Raw genomic sequence first — 15,215 nt, 5'->3', positions numbered from 1 at the left:
CCAACGTCCCTGCCAGGTACAGCTAGAGCTTCTCGATCGGCGCGATCTTGATCAGGAGCTTCTTCGGCCCGACCTTGTCGAAGCGCACGTGCGCGACCCGCTTGGCACCTTCGCCTGTGACGGCGTCGACCTTGCCCTCGCCGAAGTCGTCGTGGCGGATCCGGTCGCCGGGTGCGAGCACCATGTCGCCGTTGTCGCGCACCTTCGCCGGGATCCGGTTCGCGAAGCGCTCGATGCTGCCGCTGGGCTCGCGTTTCGGGAGCGGCACGAGGTCATCGCCGTAACGCTTGCCCGATCCGCCGTAGCCGGAGCCCGACTGGCGGCGCGCGTTCAAGGCTCGCGACTGCGTGCCACCGCGCGAATTGACGTCGCCCGGCGACTGGCGCCAGTTGAGCAGCTCGGACGGGATCTCCTGCAGGAAGCGGCTCGGCATCGCGACCGTGACCTCGCCGAACTGCGCGCGGGTCATCGCCAGCGAGACGTACAGGCGCTGGCGGGCGCGTGTGATGCCGACGTAGAACAGCCGGCGCTCCTCCTGCGGCCCACCGGGCTCGTTCGCCGAGATGCGGTGCGGGATGAGGTCTTCCTCGACGCCGGTGACGAAGACGGCGTCGTACTCGAGGCCCTTCGCGGTGTGCAGCGTCATGAGCGACACCGAGCCCGAGGCGTCCTCCAGGTCGTCGGCGTCGGAGACCAGGGCGACCTCGGCGAGGAAGTCGATGACCGTGCCCTCGGGGTTGTTGCGGGCGAACTCCCGCGCGACGGCGACGAGCTCGTCGAGGTTCTCGATGCGCGCTTCGTCCTGCGCGTCCTTGCTGGCGCGCAGCGCGTCGTAGTACCCGCTCTTGTTCAGCAGCAGCTGCAGTCCTTCGGCCACCGCGGTCGGGGGCGCGAGCTCACCCGTCGCGGGCAGCATGAGAGCGGATGCCTCGGCCAGCACCGCGTCGAGATGCGAGATCGCCGCCTGGATCTTGGGTCCGACGCCGAGCGCCGACGCGTTCGCGAGCGCATCGCGGAACGTGATCTGCTCCTCCTGCGCGTAGCGGGCGATGGATTCGATCGTGACATCGCCGATGCCGCGGCGCGGACGGTTGATGATGCGCCGCATCGCCATCTCGTCGGCGGGGTTCGACACCGCGACGAGGTAGGCGAGGGCGTCCTTGATCTCGGCGCGCTCGTAGAACTTGGTGCCGCCCATGATCTTGTACGGCACCGCCGAGCGGATGAAGATCTCTTCGAGCGCACGCGACTGCGAGTTGGTGCGGTAGAAGACGGCCATCTGCGAGTAGTCGATGCCGACCTTGCGCAGCACCTCGATCTCGTCGGCGACGAACTGCGCCTCGTCGTGCTGCGAGTAGCCGGTGAAGCCGACGATCTGCTCGCCCGCGCCGACGTCGGTCCAGAGCTTCTTGTCCTTGCGGTCGAAGTTGTTGCTGATGACGGCGTTCGCCGCCGACAGGATGTTCTGCGTCGACCGGTAGTTCTGCTCGAGCAGCACGACCTTGGCGCCGGGATAGTCGCGCTCGAACTCGCTGATGTTGCGGATGTCGGCGCCGCGGAAGGCGTAGATCGACTGATCGGAGTCGCCGACGACGGTCAGCGATGCGCCCGCCTTGTCGGGGTCGTCGGCCGGGTCGGGCTCGAAGATCATCATGCCGCCGGAGGAGGCGATGGGCCCGGCATCCGATCCGATCGGCCGCGTCAGCTCGTGGATGAGCGCGTACTGAGCGTGGTTGGTGTCTTGATACTCGTCGACGAGGATGTGCCGGAAGCGACGGCGGTAGACGTCGGCGACGTGCGGGAACGCGCGGAAGAGGAACACCGTCTGGGCGATGAGGTCGTCGAAGTCGAACGCGTTCGCACGCTGGAGCTCGCGCTGGTACGCGGCGAACAGTTCGACGAAGACCCGCTCGGCGGGGTCGCTCATGTTCGCCGAACGGGCGTAGGCCTCGGCATCCGACAACTCGTTCTTGAGCTTCGAGATGCGACTCTGCGTCGCCGCGGGCGTGAGGCCGAACGCGTCGGCCTCGTGCTCCTTCACCAGGCGCTTGATGAGCGCGCGCGAGTCGCCGGAGTCGTAGATCGTGAACGCCTTGGTGAAGCCGAACTGCTCGGCCTCGCGACGCAGGATGCGCACGCACGCGGAGTGGAAGGTCGAGATCCACATGCCGCGGGCCGTGTCGCCGACGAGCCCCTCGACGCGCTCGCGCATCTCGCCCGCCGCCTTGTTGGTGAAGGTGATCGCGAGGATCTGGCTGGGCCACGCCTCGCGGTTGCGCAGCAGCGAGGCGATGCGGCGGGTGAGCACGCTCGTCTTGCCCGAGCCTGCACCGGCGACGATCAGGAGCGCCTGCCCGCGGTAGGTGACGGCTTCGCGCTGCTGCGGGTTGAGCCCGGCGAGGAGGTCGTCGTCGAGGCGTGCGCCGGCCTGCTGAGGGCCGCGATCTCCGCCGACGATGAGTGGGATGGAGGCGTCGGTCATGGCCCGACAAGTCTAGGCGCGGGCGGCGACACCCGCGGTGCCCCGATCAGAGCAGGCGGCGCTCGGACGCCCAGGCCGTCAGCTCGTAGCGGGACGACAGCTGCAGCTTGCGCAGCACCGCCGACACGTGGCTCTCGACGGTCTTGTTCGAGATGAAGAGCTCGGCGGCGACCTCCTTGTAGGCGTAGCCGCGGGCGATCAGGCGCATGACCTCCTGCTCGCGCGCCGACAGGCGGTCGAGCTCGTCGCTGCCCGTCGCCGTCTCCCCCGCGACCGCGCCGAAGGCATCGAGCACGAACCCCGCGAGCCGCGGCGAGAACACGGCGTCGCCGTCGGCCACCGCGTGTACGGCGCGGCTCACCTCGACCCCCGAAGAGCCCTTGGTGATGTAGCCGCGGGCGCCGGCGCGGATCACGCGCACGACGTCCGCCGCAGCATCCGACACGCTCAGCGCCAGGAAGCGCGTCCGCGGCGACAGCGGAGTCGCGCGGCGCAGCACGGCCTCGCCCCCGCTCGCATCCGGGATGCCGGCATCCGCGGCCCCTGGAAGATGCACGTCGAGCAGCACCACGTCGGGCTGCAGCTCGCCGATCGCCGCGACAGCCGACGCCACATCGGCCGCTTCACCGACGACCTCCACCGACGGGTCGAGGTCGGCGCGGAGCCCCGACCGGAAGATGGAATGGTCGTCGACGATCACGACCCGCAGCGGCTCACCCACGTCGTGCCTCCTCACCCGCGCAGTGGAGATGGACCTCGGTGCCCACACCGCCCGCACCCGGCCGCACGGTCGCCGAGCCCCCGGCGCGGCGGAGCCTCCCGATGATGGACTCGCGCACTCCGAGGCGATCGCCGGGGACGGCCTCGAGCGAGAAGCCCGGACCGCGGTCGCGCACGTACACGTCGACGCCCGTGGCGGTCCCCTCGATGTACACCGACACCTCGCCGCCGGCGTGCCGCGCGGCGTTGAGCATCGCCTCGCGCGCCGCCGCGGCGACCTCTCCGCTCGCGCGCTCCGTCGACAGCCCTGCCGAAACGACGTCGATCCGCGCCGGGTAGTCGAGCTCGAGGGCGCCGGCGTAGTCGCGCAGGTCGGTGGGCAGGTCGCTGTCGGCGGGGCTGTCGCCGTCGTAGAGCCACGACCGCAGCTCGCGCTCCTGCGCGCGGGCGAGGCGGGCAGCCTCGCTCGAGGCGCCGGCCCGGTTCTGGATGAGGGCCAGGGTCTGCAGCACCGAATCGTGCAGGTGGGCGGCCATCTCGGCGCGCTGCTCCTCGCGGATGCGCGCCACGCGCTCGCCCGAGAGCGACCGCCACTTCGCGATCAGCGTCGACGAGTAGACGGCCGCGATGCCGGAGATGATCGCCACGGCGAAGAGGAACGAGACCAGGCCGGTCTGCTGCATGATCGCGAGCTGCATCAGGACGAGCGACAGCAGGATGCCGGTCACGGTGAGCCGCACCGCCAGCTCGGCCCGCGGCCCGCGGCCCGGGTCGTCGCGGTCGGCGAAGGTCGCCCACATGCCGGCCGCCACGGCCAGGAGCGCCGTCACTCCGACCCACGCGAACCACCAGGGGTGGGCGAGCATCGGGACATCGCTCGATGTGGCGCTCGCCAGCACCGCGAGCGTTGCCACGAGCCCCAGCCCGGCGGCACCGGTGAGGATCCACGCCACCGGCACGCGACGCGTGGGCGCGGCATCCTCCTCCTGCCACGGCGTGAACACCCACACCCACGCGTACAGCAGGGCGCCCGCGCCCCACAGCACCGTCAGCAGGACGAAGATGGTCCGCACCGCGCCGAGCCGCCACCCGAGATGCGCCGCGACGGCCTCGGACGTGCCCGACACCGCGCACCCCCTCGGGCGACGCAGCGGCGGACGCACGCGCGCGGCGGCGATCGGCGACGAGGACATGCCGCAATCCAACCACCCTCCCCGGCCCGGATCTCACCCCGGCGCCGAAGATCAGGGTCCGCTCAGGGGATCACCCCATGGCGGCAGCAGGCGGACGGACCGCAGGATCGAAGCATGACGGATTCCACTGCCGCACAGGATGCTGCGCCCCTCGCCGATCCCGGGCCGCCACCGCCTCCGCCCGCCGGCCGGCCCGGCGGGTGGGACCGCTTCTTCGCGTGGATGTCGGACCTCGGCATCGCACGGGGCGACGGCTGGATCGGCGGCGTGTGCGCCGGCCTCGCCGCGCGGATCGGCATCGACCCGATCATCGTCCGCGGGGTCTTCGTCGTGGCGGCCATGTTCGGGCTGCCGATGTTCATCGTCTACGCCGTCGCATGGGCCGTCCTTCCCGACCTCATCGGCCGCATCCACCTGCGCGAGCTGATCGCCCGCCGTTTCGACCCCGCCATGGTCGGCATCGGCCTGATGCTCGTCATCGGGTTCTTCCCCGTCGTGCCGTGGTTCTTCGCCGCGGCGCTGCCGTTCGGCCCGTTCGGCTCCGACTGGTCGCCGTGGGGCTTCTTCTGGACGCTCTTCGCGGTCGCCGTCATCGGCGGCATCATCTACCTCGTCGCGCGGTCCGCACCGCGCGCACCCTCGTCCGGGGCATCTCCTGTGACGGATCCGCGAACGGCTTCCGCGGCTCCGGCGGGCTCCGGCGAAATCGCGCACGACGTTTCGGGTGTCGGCGCGACGGCGGATCCGGCCACCGACGACTCAGCACCGTCGGCCGCCGGGTCCGCCCTCACTCCCGCGTCCGTCGAGCCGCCCGCTCCCCTCGGCGGGGCGACGGATGCCGACCTCGCCACGTGGCGCGAGCAGCACGCCGAATGGAAGCGCCACGATCACGCGTGGCGTCGTCAGCAGCAGGATGCAGAGCGCGCCGCGCGCGACCGTGCGCGCGCCGAACGGGCCGCGGCGGCGGGGACGTTCGCCGTCGAGGCGGCCGAGCAGCGCCGCATCCGTCGCCTGTCGAACCCGCGCACGAGCTTCGGGTACGTCGTGTTCGTGCTCGGCGCGGCGCTCATCGTCGGTGCGATCACGTCGCTGTGGCGCGGAGCCGCCGAGCCCGGCGAGCCCGTGCTCGCGGTCGCCTTCGGTCTCTTCGCCGCCGCCCTGGTCGCCGCCGTCTCGATGGTCGTGGCGGGAGCGTTCCGCCGGCGCAGCGGCTTCCTCGCCTTCCTCACCATCGCGCTCCTCGTCGCCGGCACGTCGACGGCCGCGGTGCCCGTTTCGCGCGGCGTCGTCTTCGGGGACGCCTACGTGAACACCTTCGAGCCGCGCAGCTTCACGCAGGTGTGGGGCAACCTCGTCATCGACGTCGCCGACGTCGGCACCGGCTCCGACGTCGAGGCCATCCGCATCGACAAGCGCGGCGGCCCCACCGAGATCTACGTGGGGCAGGACGTCGTGCTCACGCTTCAGGTCACCAGCGAGGACGGTGTCGACTGGTCGACCTTCGATCCCGCCAACGGCGAGACGGTCGAAGGCGGCACCTGGCAGGGCAATGCCGTCGACGGCGGCCGGATGCTGGTGCGCCAGCGCATCGACACGACGACGTCCGATGCGGACGAGCCCCCCACCCGGCAGACGGTGATCCTGGATCAGCAGTCCGGCTCCGTGTCCATCAGCATCTACGAGCCCTGAACGGAATCGCCATGACCAACGAATCCACCGAACCCACGGTCCCGCTCGACCCGCCGTCCGCGGCGGCCGCCCCTGGCGTCCCCACCCCTCCGCGCGTGCGGTGGGCGGGGATCGTCTGGGGCGCGTTCTTCGCCCTGCTGGCCGGCGGTGCCCTGTGGGTGCTGGCCGAGGCATCCCGCATCGAAGCGATCCGCGAGTGGATGCGCACCCTCTCGCCGGCCCAGTTCCACCCCGGGTGGGTCATCGGCGCCGTCGTGCTCGCCGGCGGAGTGCTGCTGCTGATCCTCGGCGGCGTCGCGCTGCTCCGGAACGCACAGCTTCGCGCGACCGTCGAGCGATGACCGACCCTGCGGCTTGTTCCCAGCCGGGCGCTGAGAGGATGAGCGCATGCGCACCCTGCTGAACATCATCTGGCTCGTCCTGTCGGGGTTCTGGATGTTCCTCGGCTATCTGCTCGCCGGCGTGGTGCTCTGCATCCTCATCCTCACGATCCCGTGGGGCATCGCCTCGTTCCGCATCGGCCTGTTCGCCCTGTGGCCGTTCGGCCGCACGATCGTCGACAAGCCCCGCTCGGGTGTCGGCTCGTTCCTGGGCAACGTCGTGTGGGTGGTCCTCGCCGGCTGGTGGCTTGCGATCGGCCACATCGTCACGGGCGTCGCCATGTGCCTCACGATCATCGGCATCCCGCTCGGGATCGCGAGCTTCAAGCTCGTCCCGATCTCGCTCATGCCGCTCGGCAAGGAGATCGTCCACGTCGACGACGTGAACGCCTTCGTCCACCGCTGAGCCGCCCCTCGGCGGGCGGACAGAGCGCGTCGCGCCGGCGAGCCGGCCGCGTCAGCGGACGCCGAGGTCGCCTGCGGCGATGGATTCGGAGCGGGATGCCGCGTCCGCACGCCGCCCCCACGGCACGGCGAGCAGCACGCCGACCACGACGAGCACGCTGCCGAAGGCGGCCGCGACCCACGGCGTCTCGGGCGGGATCTCGAGGTACGTCGTGATGCCGAGGATGCGCGCGAGACCCCAGGGCAGGAGGCCCATCTCGTCGTTCCACAGCGTGAGCGCCCGCTCGAGCCCGATCACGCCGATCGCCACCGCCGGCACCGCGAGTCCCGCGCCGACCGCGGCGAGGACGAAGCCGGTCGCACGGCGTGCGCGCACCTGGACCGACAGCGCCCAGCCCGCGGCGACGAAGACCCAGAAGAAGAGCGCGAAGGCGACGGCGATGTACGCGGTGCGGAAGACAGGCTCGGTCCAGAAGGCGAACCAGTAGCCGCCCGGGCCCGTGAACGACAGTGCCGCGAGGGTCAGGATGCAGCGCAGCACGATGACGCCGCCCACGGCCGCGATGACGGGCCAGGGCGATCGGCGACCTACGCACAGGCGCACGACGAAGGCGAAGACCGCCCACGCGGCGAACACCACTGCGAGGTGCGTCCACGACAGGAACGAGGTCTGCACGGCGCGCGTCGCCACGAGCAGCGCCGCAGGAACGACGAGCAGGAGCCAGCGATCCAGCTCCAGCATGCCCAGTGTCGACTCGCGTGCGCGCCAGGGGCGGGTCGACGCGATCCACGACGCGCGCGCAGCGGCGGCCCCCGGGCGGCGCACCAGTCGGGTGCGCGCCGCGAGCATGCCGATGACGACCCACGCTGCTGCCAGCACGAGCAGCCCGCGAGCCAGCCACGACATCGTCAGATCGCGCTCGGCGCGCTCCACGCCGAGCTGCGCGGCGGTCAGGTTGTACGCGGGGTAGTCGATGTTCCCCTCATAGGTCTCGAGGTGCTCTGCGGCGAGCTGCTCGTACCACGCGCGGTCGGCGTCCCACGCGGCGTACGCCTGGGGCGACAGCGTGTCGTGCCACTCCCCCTGGTGCAGGATCATCGCGCGGTACGCGGCGAGGAGCTGCAGAACGTCGTGCTCGTACTCGAGCGTGCCGAGGAATGCGTCGCGCATCGCGGGGTCGCGCCAGGTCGAGGCATCCGTCCCCCGCACCAGATCGAGCATGCTCTTCGAGGCGCCGACCGCCTGCTCGCCGCCCTCGATCACCGACGCGATGTCGCCGCCGGTCGCATCGCGCGAGATCGCGTAGAGCACGTCGAGCACCGCGGAGTCGCCGGTGAGGATGTCCCACTCGAAGATCCACATCATGGGCGGCGGCTCGAGACCGATCGCGAACACGCGCTGATCGGCGAATGCCTCGATGTACAGGCCCTGCTCGATCGCCTCGCGCGAGAGGGTCATGGCGTCGACGATCGCCGAAACGGTCGCAGGATCGTCGGAGAACCACTGCCGCGCCCATCCGGCCGTCACGTCGGCGACGTCGATCTCGGGGTCGCGCGCGAGGGCCGACGCCACCACGGTGTCGAGCTCGTACAGCTGCCAGAACCCCGCCTTGAGATAGAGGGTCATCGGCCCGGCGCGCCACGGTCCGCCGTCCTGCGTCCAGACCCAGACGCCCTCGATGTTATCGTTCGCCGCGAGCAGGGTCTGCAGCGCGTACTGGTACTCGCGCCCGAGGTCGTTGGGGAACGCACCGAAGTTCTCGAACTCGCGCCGCGACTGGAACTCGACGATGCGCCGCTGCGCGCCCTGCTCGAGGGTGTCGTTGAGCGGCAGCCAGCTGTAGAAGTCGCCGAGCGTGTACTTCGTCGAGACGATGAGCGCCGGCGAGTCGATGCCGCCGAGCACCTCTTCGTACGACACCGGGCTGGTGTGCATGTCGCCCACCGCGCCGACGCCGACGCTCCACGTGCGGAAGATCACTTCGCGATCGGATGCCTCGGCCTGCGCACTGAGCGTGTCGAGCATCGTGCGCACGGCCTTCGGCGTGCGCACCGCGAGCTGCGAGTAGTAGTCCCAGCCCTCGACGTCGTACACCTCGCCGGCTTCGCCGATGCGGATGAGGATGCCGTCGAGCGCGGGCTCGGCGGCGTACAGCTCGTCCAGCCCGGCGGCATACACGTCCCACAGTGCGGGGTTCTCGGTGTCGAGCGACCCGAACGTATCGACCAGGTAGTCCTCGAGCGGCGTGGTGAGGGTGAGCATGTCGGTGCGCAGGAAAACGTCCATGCCGAGCTCGTCGGCGTGCTGCCAGAAGGGACCGAACGCCTCGCGCAGTGCCAGTGCCTGCGCGCGGTGCTCGTCGTCGGTCTCGTACACGTCGCCTTCGGGCACCTCGTCGAATGCCACGAACTCGATGAAACCGGGGAACGCCACGGCGTTGTACCCGTTCGCCAGTGAGTGACGGATGAACACGTCGAAGTCGTCGAACGCCTCCGCGAGCGCCGCCTCGTCGATGTACGGAGCCTCGGGCAGAAGGACCTGCGCGAAGGCCTTCGAGGCGTGGGAGTAGTCGGTGCCGGGCTCCCACGCCGCCGGGTCGGGCTCGACGCCGACGGCGCCCATGTCGACCATGCGGAACGGCAGCGCCGACGTGATCTCCTCGCCGAGGTGCTCGGCGACGGACCGACCCGTGCGGACCTGGTGCGCGAGGTCGTAGAGGGCCCTGACCGCCCCGCTCTCGCCGGCCGCCTCGATGCGCAGCGCCGTCGGCGTGCCGGTGAGCCGGTACGTCTCGTCGTCGTCCGGGCCGCCGCCGGCGACGACGGTGATCGCGACGTCTCCGTCGCGGACGGATGCCTCGTCCACTGCCCCGCGCAGGCTCTCGACCGCCGCGTCGTACCGCGGACCCTCCGGTGCGTCGATCGCCAGGCTGGCCGGGGCGGGTACGACGGGACCGAGATCGGACGCCGTGGGAGCGGCAGGCGACATCTGCTCGGCGGGCTCGGTGCGGATGCCGAGCGCGTCGCCGACCACGACGCCCAGACCGGCCCCGAGGGCCACCAGCACGATGGCGGTGACGACAGCGAGGATGCCTCGCCGTGTCGCCGTCGCCATTGGACTAAGTTACATCGACCCGACCAGTGCTTTTGACGCGATCGGAGCCGCTGTGGATCAGCCTCCGGGCCCGGGCTGGTCAGGTCGCGGCGGAGGTTCCGGGGAACACGATCTCCGAGTCCGGATGCCGGATGAGGAACCCCTGCGCCCGGTCGCTGCCGACCCGCACGGCCGCGTCCAGGTGGGTGAGGGTCTCGATGCCTTCGGCCACGACGCGGACGCCGTGCGCGTGTGCGGCTTCGACCTCCTCGCGCAGCGAGGCCAGGGCCTCGCCCTCCGCGGCACGCACGAGGGCGCCCGGCAGCTTCACCTCCGCGAGCGGGAGCCGACGGAGCAGGTCCCGCGAGGATTCACCCTCGCCGTAGCCGGACAGGGACAGTTCCACGCCGCGCTCGCGGAGGAGTTTCAGCTGCGGAAGAAGGCCGGGTCTCTCGGCCGACGCGGCGGTCGCCGGGAGCTCCAGGACGAGCGACCCGGGCGGACATTCACGCCGCGTGAACTCGGCGGCGACATGCCGGGTGAATGACTCGTCCTCGAACTGCGCCGGCGAGACGTTGACGGCGACGGCCCACTCGCGCCCCGACGCCCGCCACTGGGCCAGTTCCTCGAACGCCTCATCGAGCATTCTCCGGCCGAGCGCATGGATGGCGCCCGTCCGCTCGGCGATCCCGATCATCGTGTCGGGATCGATGTCACCGTGATGCGGGTGCGTCCATCGGCAGAGCGACTCCGCGGCCACGATCGATCCGCTCTGCAGGGAGACCTGGGGCTGGAAGACCGCGAAGATCTCCGGACCGTCGACAGCGGCCGCCAGATCGTTCGCGAGCTCTGCGGTCGTGGGCATCCTCCTAGATCACCCGTATCTCCGCGCCATCGCAAGCGCCGACAGCCGGCGCGAGTCTGCGGTACAGTCCGCATCCGCGTCGCCTACCGCCTCGCAGCGCGCGGATCGCGGACGAGGAGAGCTCCGGGTCCTTATAATCTTCTCGTCGCAGATGGAGCGGGGGGTTGCGATGGCGTTTCGAAACCTGGAGACGTTGGAGTCTTGGCTTGCCGAGTACCGCGCGCTGGAGAAGCCGCAGGGCGATGCCGCGCGCGTGATGGTGCAGGACGGGGAGGACGGCGCGAACACCGGGCTCGTCGTCTTCCGACTCGGCCAGGCCCCGACCGGCGTCTACATCCAGCCCGCCGACCAGGACCCGACCAAGTGGGTCGCGACGATGGAAGCTCGTGAAGAGAACCTCGTCCTCGACCCGGCGGGACTGCTCGGGCTGTCGGCCGAGCTCGCCGCGGTCTCCGAGCTCTGCGCGTTCCTCGAGCAGAAGTCTCAGGCGTATCGAGGCATCGACGTCGCCTGACCGGCGATCTCAGCGCCGCGTGCCGACGGTCGTGGCGGTCAGCGACTGCAGCAGAGCGGCCGAGCTGCCCACCAGCGACTGATCGGCTGCACCGGCGGCCACGTCGAAGTCGTCGTCGAACCGGCTCAGCTCCGACCACGGATCGGCCGCCATGTCGATCGTGGCGGTGATGCGGTTCACGCGCCTGTCGTCCGGGTCGACGTCGCGCCGCACGAGAGATCGATCGACGAGCCGGTCGATCAGGGTGGTGACGCCCGCCGAGGTGATCCCGAGGTACTCGCGGAGCATCGTCGGGCGGGTGCCGGGGTTGCCCACGATGAACAGGAGGGCGCGCGCGTCGGTGTCGGTGATGCGAAGGCTGGCGCGCGCCGTCACCATGGCCGCATTGCGCGCGTCCAGATACAGGCGCAGTGCCTGTCCGAGGGTCAACTCCGGTGTCGCGTCCACCATGCCGCCATTCTGCCTCAGCCCTGCAGGAAGAAGGATACTCGCAGATCTGATAGTTAGAAAACTTACCTAAATCTACGAAATATCGGCTAGTCTGGCAAGACCTCGCCTCCGCGACGTCATATGCCCTGTCGCTACCACGCACCCGTGCGGTGCAGAAGCTGGAGGCCCTCGTGAAGAGGGGAACGCTGGGTCTCGCGACCTGCGGACTGATATCCGTCCATCAGGACTCCACGATCGCCGACGCTGACGCGCAGGTCCTGGCATGGCTCAACTGCGACCGCGACGAAGTGGTCGGACACCCGCTGGCATCGGTCCTGACGCTGCGTATGCCGCTGTCCGGCGGAGAGCGACCCACCGACGCTCATCTGCACGGGGTGTCGGGCATCGTCCGCCCCGTCGTGGTGGGCTCGCTCGGGCTGGACGAGTCCGGCGTGGAGGAGATCGCCGTCTACGACGTGTCGGCGCGGTCGGCGTTCAGCCTCGGCTTCCGGGGCGCGGAGGCGAAGACGGAGCGCGGCCGCAAGCGACTGCAGATCCTGCTCAACGCCGCTGTCGGCTTCGGCAATGTCCGGTCCGAGCTCGATGCCGCCGAGCTGCTCGCCGACGTGGCAGAGCGCGCCTTCGCGGCGAGCGCCGTCAGCGTGCACCTCCGGGATCACGACGGCCTCGTCCACGTCGCGGGGTCGAACCCGCTCGCCGCTCACTGGCCTGTCGGGCTGCGACCCACGGGAACGGTGACGCTGCTCAGCGGCAAGGTGCTCATCGTGCGCTCGCCCGACGAGGCCGATCCCTACGTGCCCGGCGTCGGCATGAGCGACATCTTCCGCGCCAGCGGCGTGCACGCGGCGATCGCCTCCCCCATGCGCTCGAAGGATGACACGGTCGGTTCGATGATCTGCTTCTTCGACCACCCACGAGAGTTCGACGAAGAGGCCGTCCCGCTCGCCGAAGCCCTTTCCAATCAGGCGGCCCAGGCCATATCGCGGATCCGCCTGGAAGACACTCTGCGTCGCGCGGCCATGCACGACGAGGTGACCGGGCTCCCCAACCGTCGGCTGATCGAGGAGGACGTCACGCGCACCCTCCTCGGCGCGGGCACCGCGGTGACGGTCATCTTCATCGACCTCGACGGCTTCAAGGCCGTGAACGACATGCTCGGGCACGCCGCGGGCGACGCCCTGCTGCGCGAGGTCGGGCAGCGGCTGCGCGGCGTCGTGCGGCAGACCGACGTCGTGGGGCGGTTCGGCGGCGACGAATTCATCGCGGTCGCCGCAGTCGACAGCGCAGCCGACGCAGACGCGCTCGCCGACCGCATCCGCGCCGCGATCGCCGAGCCATACGCCGAGTTGCCTCCGGAGCTGTCGGTCACGGCGAGCGTCGGCGTGGTCACTGTCGGCAACGACGACGCGTCGGTGATGGATCAGCTCATCCGCGCCGCCGACCACGCGATGTATGAGGCGAAGATGGCCGGCGGGGACCAGGTCGCCACCGCACGCGGCGACCTGATCCCCTTCCCCGGCACCGCGCTCACGGCCTGATCGGCCGCCGCTTGCGGTGTGTCCGCGGCCGCGTCCCGCTAGCTGCTCTTGCGCATCGCCCGGATGCCCGCCCACAGTCCGAGCGCCGCGAGCACGACGGCGGCGACCCAGCCCCACAGCACCTCGACCGCACCGAGGTCGCCCGCGAACAGCGCGCGCTCGGCCTGCACCACCCAGTTGACCGGGTTGACCGTCGAGACCGCCTTCATCCAGGCCGGTCCGTCGTCGAGCGGCAGCAGCATGCCCGAGAGGATCAGCAGCGGGAAGATCAGCGTCTGCTGCACACCCCAGAAGAGCCACTCACGGTCGTTGGTCTTGAGGGCGAGCGTGTACGACAGCGAACCGAGCCCGACACCGAACACGGCGAGCAGCGCGAGGCCGATCACGAGCCCCGGCACGTTGATCGTGAAGCCGAACGGCCACGCGATGAGCACGATGATGAGCGCCTGTACGACGATGGGCGCGATCTCCTTGAGTGCGCGCCCGACGAGCAGCGACGAACGCGCGAGCGGCGCCACGAGCGTCCGTTCGTGCGAGCCCGTCATCATCTCGTACTGCAGGTTCGAGCCGGTCGCGCCGGTACCGAACAGCACGATCATCACGAGCACGCCGGGGACGAACCACTGCAGCGTCTCACCGACCGGCGCGCCCGACGATCCGATCAGCAGCGGCGCGAACAGACCGAGGAACACCAGGGGCTGCACGAGGCTGAAGATGAGGGTGAACGGGTCGCGGACGACGGGCTTGAGCTCGCGCGTGAGGACGTTCCAGGTGTCGCGGGCCGGGTTGGCCCGCACGGCCGTGTCGGGCCGGATCTCGGTGGCGGTCATCGCTGGGCTCCTTCCATGACGGATGCCTCGTCCGAGGCATCCGCTTCCGTCGTGTCGTCTTCTTCGATCGGCTCACCCTCGCCCGCCTCGCGCAGGGTGCGCCCGGTCAGCGCGAGGAAGACGTCGTCGAGGGTCGGCGGCACGCCGGTCGCCCGGACGACCTGGATGCCCGCGGCGTCGAGCGCGCGCACGGCGGTCGGCAGCAGCGCGTCGCCGTCGGGGGCGGTCACCGTGACCGATCCCGGGTCGGCGGGCCGGACCTCGCGATCGGTGAGCCGCTGCACGACGGCCACCGCGGACGAGGCATCCGCTTCACTCGCGAAGCCGAGCGTGAGCACGTCGCCCGCGAGGTTCGCCTTGAGGGCGGCGGCGGTGTCGTCGGCGATGACACGGCCCTTGTCCATGACCATCACGCGCTCGGCGTAGCGGTCGGCCTCCTCGAGGTAGTGCGTGGTGAGGAAGACCGTCGTGCCGTACTTCTCGCGCAGGTCGAGGATGTGCTGCCACAGGTTCGCGCGGCTCTGCGGATCGAGTCCGGTCGACGGCTCGTCGAGGAAGATGAGCGGCGGCGCGTGCATCAGGCCCAGTGCCACGTCGAGCCGGCGCTTCTGGCCGCCGGACAGCTGCTGCACCGAGCGGTTCGCGAAGCCGGCGAGATCGAGCGACTCGATGAGCTCGTCCGCCCGCGCGCGCGACGCCGTCTTCGACATCCCGTAGAACGCCCCCTGGCTGAGCAGCTCGTCGCGCGCCCGCTGCGAGAAGCTGCCGCTCGTGAGCTGCCCGACGTAGCCGATGCGGGCCCGCACATCGGCGGGCTGCCGGAGGATGTCGAAGCCGACGACACGCGCGGTGCCGGCTGTCGGCGGGATGAGGGTGGTGAGCATGCGCAGGCTCGTCGACTTGCCCGCGCCGTTCGGGCCCAGGAACGCGACGAGTTCTCCTCGCGCGACCTGGAAGGTGAGATCGGTGACCGCCTCGACGGTCTTCTTCTTGACGCTGAAGCGCTTGGTGAGACCCTGCGCCTCGATGATCGGTTCGTTCGCCATGAATCCAAG

General features: G+C 70.5%; 13 protein-coding genes. 5 read left to right on the top strand and 8 right to left on the bottom strand.

Annotated features, from left to right (window positions below; translation table 11 throughout):
- Window positions 1-22 precede the first annotated feature (22 nt).
- The 3 genes from OB08_RS01340 to OB08_RS01330 are packed head-to-tail and all read right to left on the bottom strand — an operon-like array spanning window position 23 to window position 4,395.
- Complete coding sequence (locus tag OB08_RS01340; RefSeq protein ID WP_461471314.1) at window positions 23-2,482, bottom strand: ATP-dependent helicase; 2,460 nt, start codon at window positions 2,480-2,482, stop codon at window positions 23-25.
- 46 nt (window positions 2,483-2,528) lie between these two features.
- Window positions 2,529-3,203 (bottom strand): LuxR C-terminal-related transcriptional regulator, encoded by a 675-nt coding sequence (locus OB08_RS01335; protein ID WP_461471312.1) that lies wholly within the window; start codon window positions 3,201-3,203, stop codon window positions 2,529-2,531.
- Window positions 3,196-4,395 (bottom strand): ATP-binding protein, encoded by a 1,200-nt coding sequence (locus tag OB08_RS01330; protein WP_461471310.1) that lies wholly within the window; start codon window positions 4,393-4,395, stop codon window positions 3,196-3,198. Before OB08_RS01330 ends, OB08_RS01335 begins: the two co-directional genes overlap by 8 nt.
- A 114-nt stretch (window positions 4,396-4,509) precedes the next feature.
- On the opposite strand from OB08_RS01330, the gene OB08_RS01325 reads away from it, so the two are divergent.
- From OB08_RS01325 to OB08_RS01315, 3 genes are read left to right on the top strand one after another with little or no spacing between them, the layout of a single operon-like run.
- On the top strand, window positions 4,510-6,084 hold the full coding sequence (locus tag OB08_RS01325; RefSeq protein WP_461471308.1) for a PspC domain-containing protein: 1,575 nt from the start codon (window positions 4,510-4,512) through the stop codon (window positions 6,082-6,084).
- Window positions 6,085-6,095: 11 nt separating this feature from the next.
- Window positions 6,096-6,425, top strand: coding sequence for a hypothetical protein (locus OB08_RS01320; protein WP_461471306.1), 330 nt, complete (start codon window positions 6,096-6,098; stop codon window positions 6,423-6,425).
- 46 nt (window positions 6,426-6,471) lie between these two features.
- A complete protein-coding gene (locus tag OB08_RS01315) occupies window positions 6,472-6,870 on the top strand; it encodes a YccF domain-containing protein (protein ID WP_461471304.1) in 399 nt (132 codons plus the stop codon).
- 51 nt (window positions 6,871-6,921) lie between these two features.
- Here the strand turns inward: OB08_RS01315 and OB08_RS01310 are convergent, their stop codons facing one another.
- Together OB08_RS01310 and OB08_RS01305 are read right to left on the bottom strand one after the other, a co-directional pair.
- Entirely contained in the window at window positions 6,922-9,984 is a 3,063-nt protein-coding gene (locus OB08_RS01310; RefSeq protein ID WP_461471302.1) for a hypothetical protein, read from the bottom strand.
- A gap of 79 nt (window positions 9,985-10,063) precedes the next feature.
- Complete coding sequence (locus OB08_RS01305; RefSeq protein ID WP_461471300.1) at window positions 10,064-10,828, bottom strand: EAL domain-containing protein; 765 nt, start codon at window positions 10,826-10,828, stop codon at window positions 10,064-10,066.
- Window positions 10,829-11,021: 193 nt separating this feature from the next.
- On the opposite strand from OB08_RS01305, the gene OB08_RS01300 reads away from it, so the two are divergent.
- Window positions 11,022-11,342, top strand: a complete 321-nt coding sequence (locus OB08_RS01300; protein ID WP_461471298.1) for a hypothetical protein — start codon at window positions 11,022-11,024, stop codon at window positions 11,340-11,342.
- Window positions 11,343-11,351: 9 nt separating this feature from the next.
- Here the strand turns inward: OB08_RS01300 and OB08_RS01295 are convergent, their stop codons facing one another.
- Window positions 11,352-11,792, bottom strand: a complete 441-nt coding sequence (locus OB08_RS01295) for a MarR family transcriptional regulator (RefSeq protein WP_461471297.1) — start codon at window positions 11,790-11,792, stop codon at window positions 11,352-11,354.
- A gap of 149 nt (window positions 11,793-11,941) precedes the next feature.
- Here OB08_RS01295 and OB08_RS01290 point away from each other — a divergent pair, with 149 nt between their 5' ends.
- Window positions 11,942-13,330 (top strand): diguanylate cyclase, encoded by a 1,389-nt coding sequence (locus OB08_RS01290; protein ID WP_461471295.1) that lies wholly within the window; start codon window positions 11,942-11,944, stop codon window positions 13,328-13,330.
- A 38-nt stretch (window positions 13,331-13,368) separates the two neighbouring features.
- On the opposite strand, the gene OB08_RS01285 is transcribed toward OB08_RS01290, so the two are convergent.
- Both OB08_RS01285 and OB08_RS01280 read right to left on the bottom strand, forming a co-directional pair.
- Window positions 13,369-14,160 carry an ABC transporter permease gene (locus tag OB08_RS01285; protein WP_461471293.1) on the bottom strand — a complete coding sequence of 264 codons (792 nt, stop codon included), beginning with the start codon at window positions 14,158-14,160 and terminating at the stop codon, window positions 13,369-13,371.
- Entirely contained in the window at window positions 14,157-15,206 is a 1,050-nt protein-coding gene (locus OB08_RS01280) for an ATP-binding cassette domain-containing protein (protein WP_461471291.1), read from the bottom strand. Before OB08_RS01280 ends, OB08_RS01285 begins: the two co-directional genes overlap by 4 nt.
- Between the last annotated feature and the right edge of the window lie 9 nt (window positions 15,207-15,215).

The organism is Microbacterium sp. HJ5 (assembly GCF_054824025.1).
This window is presented reverse-complemented; position numbering and strand designations above follow the sequence as displayed.

What these genes read in the sequence shown, in the direction of transcription:
- OB08_RS01340 (WP_461471314.1), bottom strand. Translation starts at nt 2,482, where the DNA reads ATGACCGACGCCTCCATCCCACTCATCGTCGGCGGAGATCGCGGCCCT.
- OB08_RS01330 (WP_461471310.1), bottom strand. Translation starts at nt 4,395, where the DNA reads ATGTCCTCGTCGCCGATCGCCGCCGCGCGCGTGCGTCCGCCGCTGCGT.
- OB08_RS01325 (WP_461471308.1), top strand. Translation starts at nt 4,510, where the DNA reads ATGACGGATTCCACTGCCGCACAGGATGCTGCGCCCCTCGCCGATCCC.
- OB08_RS01320 (WP_461471306.1), top strand. Translation starts at nt 6,096, where the DNA reads ATGACCAACGAATCCACCGAACCCACGGTCCCGCTCGACCCGCCGTCC.
- OB08_RS01315 (WP_461471304.1), top strand. Translation starts at nt 6,472, where the DNA reads ATGCGCACCCTGCTGAACATCATCTGGCTCGTCCTGTCGGGGTTCTGG.
- OB08_RS01310 (WP_461471302.1), bottom strand. Translation starts at nt 9,984, where the DNA reads ATGGCGACGGCGACACGGCGAGGCATCCTCGCTGTCGTCACCGCCATC.
- OB08_RS01305 (WP_461471300.1), bottom strand. Translation starts at nt 10,828, where the DNA reads ATGCCCACGACCGCAGAGCTCGCGAACGATCTGGCGGCCGCTGTCGAC.
- OB08_RS01295 (WP_461471297.1), bottom strand. Translation starts at nt 11,792, where the DNA reads ATGGTGGACGCGACACCGGAGTTGACCCTCGGACAGGCACTGCGCCTG.
- OB08_RS01285 (WP_461471293.1), bottom strand. Translation starts at nt 14,160, where the DNA reads ATGACCGCCACCGAGATCCGGCCCGACACGGCCGTGCGGGCCAACCCG.
- OB08_RS01280 (WP_461471291.1), bottom strand. Translation starts at nt 15,206, where the DNA reads ATGGCGAACGAACCGATCATCGAGGCGCAGGGTCTCACCAAGCGCTTC.